The following is a 17,359-nucleotide window of genomic DNA, read 5'->3' on the forward strand; positions in this document are numbered from 1 at the left end:
TCAATACATAGCTTTTTGTACAAAAAAACGTGAATATGGGTAAAAATATAATAGCTGCCTAATCAGTTTTTATGTATGCGTACCTTAATTAAAATTTTACTTTTATTAGTAGCAGTAATTGCAGCTTATTTTTGGTTTCAAAATAACCCTGACGTATGGAATAAATTGCTGGGGAAATCCCAAACAAACACAACCGTTACTGCGGATAACAAAACCTCAGTAGCTTCCTCGTCTGTGGGTAACAAAACAACGTCAGCAACAGGTGAGCGTAAGGCTCGTCAAGGTATGCAAGGTGCCGGTGCAATGAGTGTTGCTGTGAAAGTCATCAAGGCAGAGCATAAGTCAATTTCACAAGCGGTATCTAGTTTAGGTACTGTTGTACCATCTCAATCTGTCATCGTACGTAGCCAAGTTGATGGACCATTGCAGAAAATCCATTTTGAAGAAGGACAATTAGTCAAAAAAGGGGATTTGTTAGCAACGATTGACCCACGTCAATATGAAGCAGCACTTAATCAGGCAAAAGGGTCTTTACTTCAAAATCAGGCTAAATTAAATAATGCAAGACAAGACTTAAAACGTTATCAACTATTATTTAAACAAGATTCAATTGCTCGCCAACAAGTGGAGACACAACAGGCACTGGTGAATGAGTATGAGGGGTCGCAAAAGAGCCTACAAGCTGCTGTAGATCAAGCGGCTTTGAATCTTAGCTATACACAGATTAAAGCTCCAATTAGTGGACGTCTTGGGTTACGTACTGTGGACGTGGGAAATTTAATCTCAGCTAGTTCGACAGATGGATTAGTGACAATTACCGAGACTCAACCAATAGATGTTAGTTTTGCGATTGCTGAAAATTACATTCCAGCGGTAGCGAGTCAGTTTTATAACGGTAAAGCACTAAAAGTATTTATTTTTAATCGAGATAACTCAAAACAATTAGGTGAAGGGGTTCTCGTTTCCATGGATAATCAGGTAGATGCGACAACGGGAAGTGTTAAGTTAAAAGCGCGTTTCGACAATAAAGACTTTCAGCTATTTCCTAATCAATTTGTCAATGCCAAAATTATTATTGCTGAGCAAGAAGCTGCATTGGTGATTAGTAATGATGCGATTCAGTATGGTAATTTTGGTCCTTTTGTCTTTGTTGTTCAGCCTGATAATACCGTTAAAACTCAAAATCTTGTACTTGGTATTGTAGATAATGGTTTTACTCAAGTGGAATCAGGGCTAAGTGCTGATGAGCAAGTTGTTGTAGAAGGTCTTGACCGTTTACGTAATGGTTCCAAAGTTGAGATTCTCCCGTGAACATTTCTCGTCAATTTATTTTAAGACCAGTAGCCACCATTCTATTAATGATCGCCGTTGTGATTGGTGGTTTTTTGGCATATAAAAATTTAGCTGTTTCCGCTTTACCGCAAGTTGATTATCCAACTATTCAGGTAACGACACAGTATCCTGGTGCGAGCGCTGAGGTGATGGAATCTCTAGTGAGTAGCCCATTAGAAAAACAATTAGGGCAAATGCCAGGGCTTACATTAATGCGCTCATCAAGCTCTGCGGGTATCTCAGTGATTACCTTGCAGTTTTCTTTGATCACTCTCTATGAGTGTTGCAGAGCAACAGGTTCAGGCGGCGATTAATGCAGCGAGTAATTTATTACCCTCAGACTTACCGAGTCCACCAGTATACAACAAGGTGAATCCAGCGGATACACCGGTGCTAACTTTGGCGATTACCTCTCATAGCTTGCCACTATACGAGGCGAGAGATTTAGTAGAAACTAGGATTGCTCAAAAGATTGCGCAGATTGACGGTGTAGGCTTATTAAGTATTTCTGGTGGGCAAAAACCTGCTATCCGCATTCAGGTAAATCCTCAGGCTTTAGCAAGTAATGGGTTAAGCCTAAATGATATTAAAACGGCAATTTCCAGTAATAATATTAATTCACCAACAGGTAATTTTGATGGTCCAAAGCGATCTACAACGATTTATACTGATGGACAATTAAGAAGTCCAGAGCAATATAAAAATATTATATTAACCTATCAAGACGGCGCTGCTTTGCGGCTACAAGATGTGGCACAAATCGTTAATGAGGCCGAGGATATTCGTCAGGCAGCATGGTATGGTACTGAGCCTGCTTTGTTATTGAATATTCAACGTCAGCCAAATGCAAATGTGATTGAGGTAGCAAGTAAAGTACAGGAAATGTTACCTGATTTACAAAAAAGCTTACCTCCTTCTATCGATATTGCTGTTGTGTCGGATCGCACTATTTCGGTCAAACAATCTATCTCGCATGTACAAACCGAAATGCTAATGGCGATTTTACTGGTGGTATTAGTCACATTTGTGTTTTTACATAGCTTTACCGCCACCTTTATACCTTCTGTTGTCGTACCGCTTTCTATTATTGGTACATTTGGCATTATGTATTTTTTAGGCTTTAGCTTAAATAATTTATCATTGATGGCGCTTACGATTGCTACTGGTTTTGTGGTGGACGATGCGATTGTGATGATTGAAAATATTGCTAGGCATATTGAAGAGGGTGAGCATCCACTTGCTGCTGCTCTAAAAGGGGCTCAGGAAATTGGTTTTACATTGGTATCGTTGACGATTTCATTAATTGCGGTATTAATTCCATTGTTATTCATGGGCGATGTTATTGGTCGATTATTTAAAGAATTTGCGGTTACTTTAGCGGTAGCTATTTTAATTTCATTAGCTATTTCTTTGACACTAACCCCCATGCTATGTGCGCGATTGTTAAAGTCACATACGGAAAACGCACAGGGGTCTATTTCTAAAATTTTAAGTAATATGATTGATAAGCTTATTCATCTGTATGATAAGGCTTTACAAGTAGTGTTACGCCATCAATTGATTACTTTAGCAGTTGCTATAGCTACCTTAGTATTTACAGCATTATTGTATATTGTTGTTCCCAAAGGTTTTTTCCCTGCTCAAGATGCCGGAATGATACAGATTGTCACTGAAGCACCTCAATCTTCTTCATTTAAACAAATGTCCGAACGACAATTAAAAGTAGTAGAGCAGTTATTAAAAGATCCTGATGTGGCTAGTGTGTCTTCTTTTGTGGGTGTTGATAGCAATAATTCAACATTGAATACGGGCAGAATTTTAGTGCAATTACATACAGATCAAGAGCGAGATTCTGTGCAAGAGGTGATGGCGCGGTTCCAACAATTATTGCAGCAAAATACTGGTATTCAAGTTTTTATGCAAGCTGTTCAAGATCTCACGATTGATACGCAGGTCTCTAGGACTCAATATCAAATGACCTTGAGTTCAGTCGATGAGCAGTTACTCAAAGAGTGGGTGCCGATATTGGTAGAGCGGTTAAAAGGATTGCCTGGTTTATGGGGTGTCACGGATAATTTCCAGACAAATGGTTTACAAGTTAATGTTGATGTTGATAGAGAAGCTGCTAGTCGCTTAGGTATTTCTATGTCAGAGATTGAGGAGGCGCTTTATAATGCTTATGGGCAGCGCTTAATTTCGACAATTTTTACCCAATCAGCACAATATCGAGTTATTCTGGAGGTAGCACCAGAGTTTAGACAATCTCCAGATAGCCTAGCATCAATCTATGTGACCGGTACTAATAGTGTTGTCCAATTGGATAAGGTAGCGAAGATTTCTCAAAGTCAAGCACAGTTAGAAAAGCAACGACTTAACCAATTCCCTTCAGCGTTGATTTCATTTAATATCTCTGACGGTTATTCATTGTCAGAAATGGTAGATGAAATTTATGCACAAGCAGCAGATATTCATTTGCCAGCTAGTGTTCAATTGCAGCTACAAGGGGCAGCTCAAGCGTTTGAAGGCTCTTTAACCAATACGCTATGGCTATTATTAGCAGCAGTGTTTACGATGTATATCGTATTAGGCGTATTGTATGAAAGCTATATTCATCCTATTACGATTTTATCAACATTACCTTCTGCCGCGGTTGGTGCTTTATTAGCGTTGATATTTACTGGCAAAGAGCTAGATATGATCGGCATTATAGGGATTATTTTGCTGATTGGTATTGTGAAGAAAAATGCAATTATGATGATTGACTTTGCTTTACATGCAGAAAGAGAGCAAGGTTTATCACCTCAAGAAGCGATTTATAAAGCCGCACTATTGCGTTTTAGACCTATTATGATGACAACCTTAGCCGCTTTATTTGGTGCTGTGCCATTAATGCTATCAACAGGTATGGGTGCAGAATTGCGAGCACCATTAGGGTTGGTGATGGTTGGTGGGTTACTCTGCAGTCAGTTATTGACTATTTTTACAACACCAGTTATTTATTTATTCTTCCATCGTTTTCAAAAAAGTGAGTCAACTAGAGTGGTAGAGGAATGAGTATATCAACGCCTTTCATCAAAAGACCTATTGCTACCACACTTTTAGCGTTGGCATTAAGTGTGATGGGAGTGCTGAGCTATTTTCTTTTGCCAGTTGCTCCTTTGCCCAATATGTCTATTCCTATGATTTTTGTACAAGCATCCTTATCTGGTGCTAGTGCAGAAACTATGGCGAGCAGTGTTGCGACGCCTTTGGAGAGGGCCTTGGGAGGTATTTCTGGATTAAGCTCTATGAGTTCTAATAGTTCTGAAGGGAGTATGAGAATTTTCCTAGAGTTTGATTTTAAATAAAAATATTGATGAGGCAGCTCAAGAGGTACAAGGAGCGATTAATGCAGCTAGACCATTAATGCCTAGTAGTATGCGTACGCCACCGTCATTTAAAAAATTAAACCCATCTTCCATGCCTATTATGGCGTTGGCATTAACGTCAGAAACTCATGACCAAGGGCAGTTATATGACTTGGCAAGTACTATTCTTACACAAAAACTAGCGCAAATTGAAGGGGTAGGTGAGGTCTCTTTAGGGGGAAGTTCTCTACCTGCGGTGCGTATTGACTTAAATCCTTTTACTATGAGTGCGTATGGGGTTAGTCTGAGTGAAGTACGAGAGGCTATTAATCAAACTAATACACTAAATCCAACAGGTCTTTTGGAAAATGACCAGTATCGTTGGCAAATTAAAACAAATGGTAAGTTAAGCAAAGCTAATGACTTTAGAGACTTGATTATTCGTTGGCAAAATCAAAATGCTTTAAGATTAAAAGATATTGCTAATGTATATGACTATATTGAAAGCGAATTTAATAACGGTTTTTATAATGATCAAAAAGCCATTAACGTATTAATTCGACGAGAGTCTAGTGCCAATATTATTAAAACGGTTGATAGCATTAAAGCAAGCTTACCTGAACTGCAGGCCTTATTACCAAGTACAGTAAATCTCACGGTTGTGCAAGATCGTAGTCCGAGTATCCGTGCTACTTTACATGAGGCGGAGGTGACCTTAATCGTTGCGGTGATATTAGTGATATTGGTGGTTTTGGTATTTTTAGGTAGATGGAGGGCTACACTTATTCCAGCTATCAGTGTCCCGGTATCATTATTAGGTACCTTTATTGCGATTTATTTTTTAGGTTACTCATTAAATACTATTTCGCTAATGGCATTGATTGTCGCTACAGGCTTTGTGGTGGATGACTCTATTGTTGTTTTAGAAAATATTATGCGGCATATTGAAGCAGGTGAAAAACCATTATCTGCTTCATTAAAAGGCGCAGCGGAGGTAGGTTTTACGGTACTCAGTATGAGTCTCTCATTGATTGCTGTATTTATCCCTTTGTTATTTATGAATAATTTGCTAGGGGTGTTATTTAAAGAGTTTGCGGTTACGTTATCCGTATCTATTTTGGTCTCTTTATTGATTTCTTTAACCTTAACACCTAGTCTATGTGCGCGTTGGCTAACAGCTCAGGAAGAGGAACGAGCTAAACCTATTTTTTTTCATGAGCTTTGATAAGCTTTTTAATGTTATTCAAAAGCTCTATGGTAAAACCCTAGCTATTGCTTTAAAGTTCAAGTTTATTACCCTTTTTGTATTTATAGGAACGATAGCACTAAACGTGTATATGTTTGTGATAGTCCCGAAAGGAATGTTTCCGACCCAAGATACAGGGGTGATTATGGGATTTTTTAGGGTGGATCAAGGGACATCGTTCCAAGCGATGGTGCCTAAATTAGATTACTACCGTAAAATAATTCTAGCTGATCCTAATGTCGAAACAGTAATGGGCTATGCTGGAGGACGAGGTGGTACAAATAGTAGTTTTTTAATGATTCAGCTTAAGCCAGTTAAGGATCGTGAAAAGGGAGCCCAAGAAGTTATCAATGGCTTGCGACAAAAATTTGGCAAAGTGGCTGGAGCCCAAATTTCTTTGGTGGTACAACAGGATATTCGTGCTGGTGGTGGACCTCCTGGTGGTTCGACAGGCTCTTATGATTTATTACTAAAAGCGAGTGATTTAATCGTTTTACGAGAATGGACGCCCAAAGTCAAAACAGCACTGGAAGCACTACCTGAGCTAACTGATGTGATGCAGGGTACACAAGATAGTGGACGTAGAGTTGAGCTAAAAATTAATCGTGAAGCGGCACAACGGCTAGGGGTTAGTATGAATTTGATTACTAATACACTGGGTAGTTTATTTGGGAGTGCTCAAGTCTCGGTTCTCTATGGATCACTTAATCAGTATTATGTGATTATGAGTGCAGCAAGAGAGTTTTCACAAGACCCTAATGTACTTAAAGAAATTACCTTAATCACGGCAGACGGTAAGGCTGTTCCACTTAGTGCTGTGACAGAGTTTACGACTAGTGCAGCACCATTGGGTGTACGACATCAAGGGTTGATGGTATCTGATTCTGTTTCCTATAATTTGGCAGAAGGGGTTCAATTAGAAACAGCCATGAAAGCCATTGATAAAGAGTTGGAAAGAGTATCGCTACCTACTAATCTTATTCAAGCTGAGGCGAGTGGTACATCACAATTGCTACAACAAAGTACACAGCAACAGCCGTTCTTATTCTTGGCAGCGATTATTGTAATGTATTTGGTGCTAGGAATTTTATATGAAAGTTTCGTGTTGCCATTGACGATTCTATCGACTTTGCCTTCAGCAGGGTTAGGAGCTCTGATGGCATTGATGCTAGTTGATATGGAGTTTTCTCTAATAGCCTTGATTGGGGTATTCTTATTGATTGGGATTGTGAAAAAAAATGCCATTATGATGGTAGATTTTGCTGTTAGTCGAGAAAGGGAATTGGCTATGTCACCTGAACAAGCGATTCATGAGGCTTGCTTAGTGCGTTTTCGTCCTATTATGATGACAACAATAGCGGCCATCTTTGGTGCTGTTCCATTAATTATTGCTACTGGTGCTGGTGTGGAGATGCGTCAACCTTTAGGTGTCACTATTGTGGGTGGATTAATTCTGAGTCAATTATTAACATTATATTCAACACCAGTTATCTATTTATTATTAGATAAAATGCGCCACCGTTTTATCAAAAAAAGCACCTAATTGTTTTTGTAAAGGTTTATCAATGATAGTGAAAAAAATCAGTATTATTCTCCTAAGTGGTTTGTTATCAGCCTGTGCAGTAGGACCTGATTATAAACAAGCCCCTGAAATTGAAATGGGTGAAAATTACAAAGCGACTACCTTTAAAGACTGGCAACAAACGGCAACGGATAGTTTAAACAGAGGCGCTTGGTGGGAGCGTTTTCAAGATACTCAGTTAAATCAATTAGTTCAAGAGCTAAATACCCATAACTATCAACTAGAACAGGCTTTGGCAAATTATGATGCAGCGCTAGCAACGATGAAAAGTGCTCAAGCCTCTTTGTTTCCTACTGTAAGTTCCGGTGCAAGTTATACCAAATCTGGTGGTAATCAGCAAAATAGTACTAATGCTTATTCAGCGACAGGAACAATTGCTTGGGAAGCTGATTTATGGGGAAAGGTACGTCGCCAAGTTGAGTCTAAACAGTATTCTGTCCAAGCCAGTGCGGCCGATATTGCCGATACAAAATTAAGTTTACAAGCTCAACTCGTTAAAGCATATATTGCCTTGCGTATGACGGATGAACAGCAAAAACTACTTAATCAAATAGTGGCTACTTATGAAAAATCGGTCAAAACAAATCAAAATCGTTATGATCAGGGTGTGGCGGCTAGGGCAGATGTGGTGGCTGCTACGGCGCAATTGGAAAATGCTAGAGCTCAGGCGATTAGTTTGCGTTCAACAAGGCAGCAATATGAAAGTGCTATTGCGGTTTTGTTAGGAAAGGCACCAACGTTATTTACCTTAAGTCCTACAACATTTAACTTAACTATGCCTAGTATCCCATTATCTGTACCATCAGCTCTATTGCTACAGCGCCCAGATATTTATTCAGCCGAGCGTTCAGTGGCTGCTGCAAATGCGGAAATTGGTGTAGCAAAAGCAGCATGGTTTCCTACATTAAGTTTAAGTGCGAGTGGAGGATTGCAGCATAGTAATTTTGCTGATTGGATTGCTGCACCCTTGAATTTTTGGTCTTTGGGTCCCCAGTTAGCGTTAAGTATTTTAGATGGTGGTGCTAGAAGAGCGGCTATTGCCACAAGTGAAGCCAATTACCGTGCAACAGTAGCTAACTATCGACAAACAGTAGTGACGGCATTAAAAGAAGTGGAAGATAATTTAACATTGATGTCTGTGTTAAAAGATCAGGATGCTGTTCAGCAAAGAGCCTTAGTGGCGGCTAGAGAATCACTAAAAATTACACGCAATCAATACCAAGCAGGTTTGGTTGATTATCTCAGTGTTTCACAGGTAGAACAGAGTACGTATAATACAGAAATTAGTGCGTTAGAATTAAAAAGTCAGCGCTTACAAGCTGCCGTTGATCTGATAATGGCGCTAGGAGGTGGATGGTCTGTACCAAATCCGGGAACCATCTCTACATCATTAACGACACAATAGAATGAGAAGAAAATATGCCTTTTTATAAATGCAAAGAAAAACAGCCTCTAACATTTGATCAAGAAGAAATTGTGAAAGGCTTGCGTGAGGTACGTCAAAAATGGCGTGCGTCGCAAAATCGCTTGAACGAAGAAGGTGGTCGTCACCTTCCGTCTCCTAGTGCGATTGATGATGCTGTTAAACAGCTAAGTGGTGCATTATTCCCGATGCGACTAGGGCCAGATGATTTAGTCCATGAAAATGAGGATTTTTATGTGGGCTATACTATTGGTCTTGCATTGAGTGCCTTATTGGCACAAATTGAATTGGAAGTACGACATCATTATCGTGATGATCAACATCACACTCCGGAAGAAATCAAGGATCAGGCCTCTTGTATTGTTCGTGCGTTTGCTAAAAAGTTACCAGAGATTCGTTCGCTCTTAGACAGTGATGTGTTGGCCGCTTATGCAGGTGACCCTGCGGCACAAAGTGTAGATGAGGTATTGCTTTGCTATCCTGGTATTCAAGCCATGATTTACCATCGTATTGCACATGAATTTTATAAATTAGGTGCTACGCTTACCGCGCGTATCATTGCTGAAATATCACATAGTGCAACAGGGATTGATATTCACCCTGGTGCAACTATTGGTGCGGGATTTTTTATCGATCATGGTACGGGAGTTGTTATTGGTGAGACGGCGATTATCGGTCGTAATGTCAGGGTATATCAAGCTGTGACCTTAGGGGCTAAGAGCTTCCCAGCAAATGAGGATGGTAGTCTTCATAAAGGGCTTGCTCGTCATCCTATCGTAGAAGATGATGTCGTTATTTATGCGGGAGCAACGATTCTAGGACGAATTACGATAGGTAAAGGAGCTGTTGTTGGTGGTAATACATGGGTAACAAATGACGTGCCAGCAGGAGAGTTTGTGCGTATTGTGAGCTCACATTCAAAGCATTGTGATTTTTAGCTGAGAGTAGCATGAGCGTGGCAATTATGCCCACCTACCCTCTCATAAACGCCACACCATGTGCCCCATGTTCACGTGCTTTTTCTAAGCGCTTAATAGATTGCCCTCCAATGGCAAAAACAGGTCGTCCTGCTTCTTGTGCAAATTGCTGAAATTGCTCCCAACCTAGAGGTGGTTGATTAGGGTGTGAGGGAGTGGCTTCTACATGACCTAGTACTACAAAGTCTGCATTGAGAACATTTGCATACAGAATATCGGCAAGATGATGACAAGATACCCCCATTAGTTTATCGCCAGGAATAGGGCGTTCCTCTAATTGAACAGCATCTTGAGCACGCAATTGCACACCGTCAGCCAATGTCCACCATGCACGAGGATGAATACTATTGACCAATAGTTTTGCACCATGTGCATGACATTTGACTAGCATGGCGTCAAAGAGAGCTTTAAGTGAGGTACTACCTACACCGTCATGCCATGTGGGTTCTCTAAATTGAAATAGCTTCACCCCTTGTGCTAATAATTGGTCAAATTGTTGCCAATAAGCTTCTTGTTGGTCAGGGGTGGCAAAATGACTAATTGCATAGGTTCCTGGAATGTTAAGCCATTTAAGAGGAGCTACAGAGGCAGGAAGTAGTTCACCTAGGTCATGTGCTTTTTCTGGTGTTGTCCATGCAAACGCTTGTTGTTCTAGCCCACGGACTTCTCCATTCCAAGTATATACTCGCCGGAAAGAAAGCTCTACAATTGTTTTAGGATATTCATAGGTAAAGTGTACCCAAGGATAAGACTCACCAATGGTAATATCTAGTTCTTCTTTTAATTCACGAGCTAGTGCTTGATGTTCTGTTTCTCCGCTCTCAATTTTTCCCCCCGGAAATTCCCACCAACCAGCCCAGGGTTTATCTTCTGGGCGCTGTGCTAACAGAACTTGACCTTGGGGATTGAGGACTACCCCGACAGCGACACGAATAAAAGGCTTGTTCATAGTGACTCCAGGGTGTGATCAGAATCAATGGGAGACGTTAACGTTGTATTGGTAACTACCGTAGATTTTGGTGCATGACTGGTAGATGTTGATTGCTCATTTTTTAAGCCCATATGTCTTGCCGCCCAATCACGAGCAAAGTGTTTTGCCACGCGACCAGAGCGAGAGCCTCGTTGAATCGCCCATTGCAATGCTTCAGTGCGACTTTCTTCAATAAATTGCTCTGGACATCCCATAGCTCTTAACCAGTAATAGACAATGGCAAGATAATCGTCTTGACGGAAAGGATAAAAAGATAGCCACAAACCAAAACGCTCTGATAAAGAAATTTTCTCTTCAATAGCTTCACCAGGATGTACTTCACCGTCATCTTGATAAGCAGTGGTCAAGTTTTCGCTCATGTATTCAGGCATTAAATGGCGACGATTAGAGGTTGCATAAATAAGTACATTATCACTACTAGCGGCGATTGAACCATCAAGAATAGACTTAAGCGCTTTATAACTAACTTCACCCTCATCAAAAGATAAATCATCACAGAAAATAATAAAACGCTCTGGGCGTGTATGGATTAAGTCCACAATATCACTTAAGTCACCAAGATCTGATTTATCCACTTCAATTAAACGCAACCCTTCAGCATGAAATTGTGCCAGCATCGCTTTTACAAGAGAGCTTTTTCCTGTACCCCGTGCCCCTGTCATTAATACATTATTGGCAGGTTTTCCTTGGACAAAAAAACGAGTATTGCGTTCTATGGCTTCTTTTTGTTTTTCGATGTGCATCAAATCGCTGGGTTCAATAGAGTCAATAACATTAATAGCTTCTAGCCAAGCGGTCTCACCTTTTTTACGCCAACGAAAAGCTTTGGCATTCCAATCTGTTTGATCGGGAGTTGGAGGGAGCCATGCCTCTAACTGAGAGAGAACACCAATGGCTTTCTGAATTAAAAGGTCTAAATTATATTGGCTCATAAGTAAAAATAGAAGTTAAGTTTAAAAGTCCATGACAAATGTCCTATTTAAGGACAAGGCTATCGTGCTATAAATCATAAGCTATTTTCCCAATTTATATACCCATATATAGTAGAATATAGGAAATATTGTCACTTTTTTAACATGGGATTACCGTGAGTATTCAAGAAATTATTAGTCCAATTGCAGATGATATGAAAGCCGTTGATGCGGTGATTCGCTCTCGTTTGAATTCTGAAGTCGTTATGATTCGCACTATTGGTGAATATATCATCAGTGCTGGTGGCAAACGTATGCGCCCCGCTATGGTGTTAATGATGGCAAATGCACTTGGATACAAGGGTAATTTGCATCATATCTTAGCGGCCGTTATTGAGTTTATTCATACCTCAACCTTATTACATGACGATGTGGTGGATGAGTCAGATATGCGTCGTGGGCGAGAGACAGCTAATGCTGTGTTTGGTAATGCGGCGAGTGTATTGGTTGGTGATTATTTATATTCACGCTCATTTGAAATGATGGTAGAAGTTGACTCAATGCGTGTGATGCAGATTCTTTCTCAAGCCACAACCGTCATTGCTGAGGGAGAAGTCTTACAGTTACTTAATGTCCATGATCCAGATGTGACGGTTGAGCGTTATTTACAAGTGGTACGTTATAAAACAGCCAAATTGTTTGAGGCGGCTACACAAGTGGGTGCTGTATTAGCTGGTGTCAGTGAAGAATTAGAATTGCCAGCCGCAGCGTATGGTCGCCATATTGGTACAGCGTTCCAATTAATTGATGATGTATTGGATTATTCAGGTAATGTTGAAAGTCTAGGCAAAAATGTGGGCGATGACTTACGCGAAGGTAAGCCAACTTTGCCGCTTATTCGAGTGATGGAAGTAGGTACACCAGAACAACAACAGCTAATTCGTCAAGCCATTGAAACAGGTGAAGCAGATTTTGAGGCTGTTGCGACTGCAATTCGTTCGACAGATGCTCTTGACTATACACGCCAGATGGCAGTTAAAGAAGCACAAATGGCGCGTGATGCGTTACAAGATTTTCCTGAGTCTGTTTATAAAAAATCATTGATTGATTTTTGCCAATTTGCGGTAGAAAGAGATCGATAGGATTTTTTTCGTTGAGAAAACAAGGGTATTTCCCAATAGAGGGGAATACCCTTTTTTTATTACATTGGTTTTATAAGAAAATATTCTTACTTAATTATGTATTTCTACTTGGAGAAAATTGTAATGAAAAAGAGTTTTGCTTCAGCAGTATTAGGATTAACAGCGGTGTTTGCACTCAATGTGGGTGTGGCATCTGCCAAAGAGATTATTGTCGCTACAGATACAGCATTTGTACCTTTCCAATTTAAAGAAGGAGACAAGTACACAGGTTTTGATATTGACTTATTTGATGCTATTGCACGTGAAGCAGGTATCCAATACAAATTACAACCAATGGATTTTAACGGTATTATCCCTAGCTTACAAACACGTAATGTAGATGCGGCTATTGCGGGTATTTCAATTAAGGAAGAACGTAAAAAAATCTTAGATTTCTCGGACCCTTATTACAATAGTGGTATTGCGATCATGGTACGTACTGAGGATGTGGACAAAATTAAGAGTCTAGATGATCTTAAAGATAAAACCATTGCCATTAAAACTGGCTCTGGTCCTGTGGATTTCGTGAAAAAGAATGTTCCTAGTGCGAAAATCAAACTTTTCCCTAATAGTGATAACTCATTCCTAGATCTACAATCAGGCAACTCTGATGCTGTTGTTTATGACACACCAAACTTGCAATATTATGCGAAAACAGCAGGTAAGGGTAAAGTGGCTGTGAGTGCGATTTTGAACAGTGATGATCAATATGGTATTGCTTTCCCGAAAGGTAGTGACCTTGTTGCTAAAGTGAATGAAGGCTTGAAAAAAGTGAGAGCCAGTGGTGAGTACGATAAAATTCACGCTAAATGGTTTGGAGAAAATCCTGCTAAATAATCATTAACATCATCTTATTTATTCTTATGTTGCTCAGGTGATGAGTTTTAGTGATTCATCACCTGATTTTATTTATTTTATGTGGTTGTTAGCATGGATTTTGATTTTCAAGTTATTATAGATGCCTTACCTGATTTATGGAAAGGGGCACAACTTACGATAAAAATTACCTTATTAGGGTTAATAGGTGGTGTCCTTTTAGGAGGATTAGTAGGGGTTATCTTAGCCTATGTTCCCTCTTGGGCAGACAAAGAGTTTAGACAAAAGCATCCAATAGAAAGTTTGTGGCTACCAATATTATCTTGGATAGCACAGGCTTATGTATTGCTCATTCGTGGGACACCAATGGTGGTACAAGTGATGTTTATCTATTTTGCCTTCCCGTTGATTTTTCAAATTAGAGTGGATGGTACGACAGCAGCTATTGCAACGTTAATAATTAATTCTGGGGCGTATATTGCTGAAATTGTTCGAGGCAGTTTATTGTCTGTATCAAAAGGCTTATATGAGGCAGGTCAGGCAATGGGGCTTCCTTTTCATAAGATTGTGTCGAAAATTATCGGCCCAATCGCTTTTCGCCGCATGATTCCTGCGCTAGGAAATCAATGTATTATCAGTTTAAAAGACACTTCCATTTTTATTGTCATTGGTGTGGCTGAATTAACACGCCAAGGTCAGGAAATTATGGCGACTAACTATAGAGCTATTGAGATTTGGGGGACCGTAGCTTTCTTTTATTTAGTGATGACGGGTATCTTTGCAATTGCATTAAAAATAATTGAGAAAAGGATGAGAATCCTATGACGACAACACCAATTGTTCAATTTAAAAATGTGACCAAAAAATTTGGCGACAACATCATTTTAGATGGTGTGGATCTCACGATTAACGAGGGAGAGGTTGTTGTAGTGATTGGTCCTTCAGGATCGGGTAAATCAACCTTTTTACGCTGTATTAACGCATTAGAGTCCATTCAGGGGGGCGATATTATCGTTGGTCATCATAGTGTTAAATCTAAGCCAAAAGAAATTCGTGAATTACGCCGTGAAGCCGGTATGGTGTTCCAACAGTTTAATTTATTTCCTCAGCTAACAGCGTTAGAAAATGTTATGTTTGGTCCTTGTCAAACCAGAGGTGTTTCACGACAACAAGCGAAAGTTGAGGCTGAGGCCTTATTGCAAAAAGTAGGCTTGGCTGAAAGAATGAATCATTATCCAAGTGAGTTATCTGGAGGGCAGCAACAACGTGTAGCCATTGCACGTGCCTTGGCAATTAAACCTAAGCTAATGTTATTTGATGAGCCTACTTCTGCATTAGATCCAGAGTTGCGTCAAGAAGTACTAAAGGTTATGCAGGATTTGGCTCAAGAGGGAATGACAATGGTGGTTGTCACGCATGAAATTAGCTTTGCAGAGAAAGTAGGTACGAGATTGATTTTTATCGATAAAGGTAAAATAGCGCATGACGGTCCTCCGTCCGAACTGATTAACCATCCTCCAAGTCAGCGTTTAAAAGATTTCTTAACGCATGTGAAGTAAAATAATCTTTTATTAAATTTTTTTGACGGAAACTATAGTATGCCTGCATATCGTTCAAAAACCTCAACACATGGTCGTAATATGGCTGGAGCACGTGCTTTGTGGCGTGCTACTGGGATGACAGATAAAGATTTTGGTAAGCCTATTATCGCCGTGGTGAACTCTTTTACTCAATTTGTACCAGGTCATGTGCATCTGAAAGATATGGGACAGCTAGTCGCACGTCAAATTGAAAAAGCAGGAGGTGTTGCCAAAGAGTTCAATACCATTGCGATTGATGACGGTATTGCGATGGGGCATGGAGGGATGTTGTATTCTCTACCGTCACGAGACTTAATTGCTGACTCAGTTGAATATATGGTCAATGCACATTGTGCTGATGCAATGGTTTGTATATCTAACTGCGACAAGATTACCCCAGGCATGCTCATGGCAGCGATGCGTTTAAATATTCCAGTGATTTTTGTCTCTGGTGGCCCAATGGAAGCAGGTAAGGCGGATCTTCAGGGTGAAGAAAAAGTAGTCAAATTAGACCTTGTGGATGCCATGATTATGGCTGCTGATCCTAATGTTTCCGATGAAAACACGGAGATTGTGGAGCAAAATGCTTGCCCAACGTGTGGTTCTTGTTCTGGTATGTTTACAGCAAACTCAATGAACTGCTTAACAGAAGCATTAGGCCTATCGTTACCGGGAAATGGTACGATTGTGGCGACACATGAGAGTCGAAAAGCATTATTTGAACAAGCTGGTTCTTTAATTGTTGAATTAACTAAACGCTATTATGAGCAAGGTGATGAGAGTGTATTGCCTCGTAGTATTGCCTCTAAGAAAGCCTTTGAAAATGCGATGGTATTAGATGTGTCAATGGGTGGCTCAACGAATACAGTATTGCACTTATTAGCGGCTGCGCAAGAAGCTGGTGTGGACTTTACCATGAAAGACATTGATACCATCTCTCGTCGGGTTCCTTGTTTGTCTAAAGTAGCGCCAGCGACCAATAAATATCATATCGAGGATGTACACCGTGCAGGAGGTATTTTAGGTATCCTTGCTGAGTTAAACAGAGGTGGGCTATTACATACCGAAGTGGGTAATATCCATAGTGGTACATTGGCTAAAGCGATTGAAGCTTGGGATATTAACTCTCCTCATACAAAACCAGAAACATTAGCATTTTACCGTGCGGCACCTGGTGGCGTACGTACACAAACTGCGTTTAGCCAAAATCGCTTTTATTCAGAAAATGATTTGGATCGTGCAACAGGCTGTATCAGAGATATTGAGCATGCTTATTCTAAAGACGGTGGTCTAGCTGTTCTTTATGGTAATTTGGCGACCAATGGCTGTATTGTTAAAACAGCAGGTGTTGATGAAAGTATTTTAACATTCACAGGTAAGGCTGTTGTATTTGAAAGTCAAGAAGATGCAACAGCAGGAATCCTAGGTGACAAGGTTAAAGAAGGCGATGTGGTGATTATTCGCTACGAGGGGCCTAAGGGTGGTCCTGGTATGCAAGAGATGCTTTACCCAACCTCTTATTTAAAATCCAAAGGCTTGGGTGCCAAAGCTGCACTATTAACAGATGGTCGATTCTCAGGCGGATCTTCTGGTCTTGTGATTGGTCATGCGTCACCAGAGGCAGCAGAGGGTGGAAATATTGCGCTTGTTCAAGATGGCGATGAGATCCAGATTGATATTCCCAATCGCACGATTCATTTAGCGATTTCTGAGGAGGAGCTAGCCAAGCGCCGTGCTGATATGCAGGCTAAGGGTGAATAAAGCATGGCAGCCTGCTAATCGTGAGCGCTACGTATCACAAGCATTGCAAGCTTATGCTGCGATGGCTACATCAGCTGACCGTGGTGCTGTGCGTGATTTAAATCAATTAAAACGTCATAAATAATTTATCTTTACGACTGTTTTGCCCTGACCTCTATTCTTCGGAATGGAGGTTCATTTTTTAGTAAAGGTATACAAGAAATACTRACTGA

8 protein-coding genes and 4 pseudogenes are annotated in these 17,359 nt (G+C 40.3%); 10 read left to right on the forward strand and 2 right to left on the reverse strand.

Translation table 11 applies throughout. From position 1 onward, the window contains the following. Nucleotides 1-75: 75 nt before the first annotated feature. From V757_RS24420 to epsC, 5 genes and pseudogenes are all read left to right on the forward strand, one after another. A complete protein-coding gene (locus tag V757_RS24420) occupies nucleotides 76-1,311 on the forward strand; it encodes an efflux RND transporter periplasmic adaptor subunit (protein WP_023952145.1) in 1,236 nt (411 codons plus the stop codon). Further along, a pseudogene (locus V757_RS24425) lies at nucleotides 1,308-4,386 on the forward strand (efflux RND transporter permease subunit). The gene V757_RS24420 and the pseudogene V757_RS24425 overlap by 4 nt, the downstream one beginning before the upstream one ends. Further along, nucleotides 4,383-7,468: pseudogene (locus V757_RS24430) on the forward strand (efflux RND transporter permease subunit). The pseudogenes V757_RS24425 and V757_RS24430 overlap by 4 nt, the downstream one beginning before the upstream one ends. Nucleotides 7,469-7,490: 22 nt before the next feature. Beyond that, on the forward strand, nucleotides 7,491-8,912 hold the full coding sequence (locus V757_RS24435) for an efflux transporter outer membrane subunit (RefSeq protein ID WP_023952147.1): 1,422 nt from the start codon (nucleotides 7,491-7,493) through the stop codon (nucleotides 8,910-8,912). A gap of 14 nt (nucleotides 8,913-8,926) precedes the next feature. Continuing rightward, nucleotides 8,927-9,868 (forward strand): serine O-acetyltransferase EpsC, encoded by a 942-nt coding sequence (gene epsC / locus V757_RS24440; RefSeq protein ID WP_023952149.1) that lies wholly within the window; start codon nucleotides 8,927-8,929, stop codon nucleotides 9,866-9,868. A 34-nt stretch (nucleotides 9,869-9,902) separates the two neighbouring features. Here the strand turns inward: epsC and V757_RS24445 are convergent, their stop codons facing one another. Together V757_RS24445 and V757_RS24450 are read right to left on the reverse strand one after the other, a co-directional pair. Beyond that, nucleotides 9,903-10,856 (reverse strand): Nudix family hydrolase, encoded by a 954-nt coding sequence (locus V757_RS24445; protein ID WP_023952151.1) that lies wholly within the window; start codon nucleotides 10,854-10,856, stop codon nucleotides 9,903-9,905. A 110-nt stretch (nucleotides 10,857-10,966) separates the two neighbouring features. Then, nucleotides 10,967-11,830, reverse strand: a pseudogene (locus tag V757_RS24450) (ATP-binding protein); the annotation flags it as partial. A gap of 155 nt (nucleotides 11,831-11,985) precedes the next feature. Here V757_RS24450 and ispB point away from each other — a divergent pair. From ispB to ilvD, 5 genes and pseudogenes are all read left to right on the forward strand, one after another. Further along, complete coding sequence (gene ispB, locus V757_RS24455; RefSeq protein ID WP_023952155.1) at nucleotides 11,986-12,951, forward strand: octaprenyl diphosphate synthase; 966 nt, start codon at nucleotides 11,986-11,988, stop codon at nucleotides 12,949-12,951. A 123-nt stretch (nucleotides 12,952-13,074) separates the two neighbouring features. Then, entirely contained in the window at nucleotides 13,075-13,827 is a 753-nt protein-coding gene (glnH, locus tag V757_RS24460; protein WP_031274759.1) for a glutamine ABC transporter substrate-binding protein GlnH, read from the forward strand. Nucleotides 13,828-13,920: 93 nt separating this feature from the next. Continuing rightward, nucleotides 13,921-14,631, forward strand: coding sequence for an ABC transporter permease subunit (locus V757_RS24465; RefSeq protein ID WP_023952158.1), 711 nt, complete (start codon nucleotides 13,921-13,923; stop codon nucleotides 14,629-14,631). Beyond that, nucleotides 14,628-15,365 (forward strand): glutamine ABC transporter ATP-binding protein GlnQ, encoded by a 738-nt coding sequence (gene glnQ, locus V757_RS24470; protein ID WP_023952160.1) that lies wholly within the window; start codon nucleotides 14,628-14,630, stop codon nucleotides 15,363-15,365. The genes V757_RS24465 and glnQ overlap by 4 nt, the downstream gene beginning before the upstream one ends. 39 nt (nucleotides 15,366-15,404) lie before the next feature. After that, nucleotides 15,405-17,271 (forward strand): annotated as a pseudogene (gene ilvD / locus V757_RS24475) (dihydroxy-acid dehydratase). The last annotated feature ends 88 nt before the right edge of the window (nucleotides 17,272-17,359 follow it).

This window comes from Pelistega indica (assembly GCF_000506865.1).
Lineage (GTDB): Bacteria > Pseudomonadota > Gammaproteobacteria > Burkholderiales > Burkholderiaceae_B > Taylorella > Taylorella indica.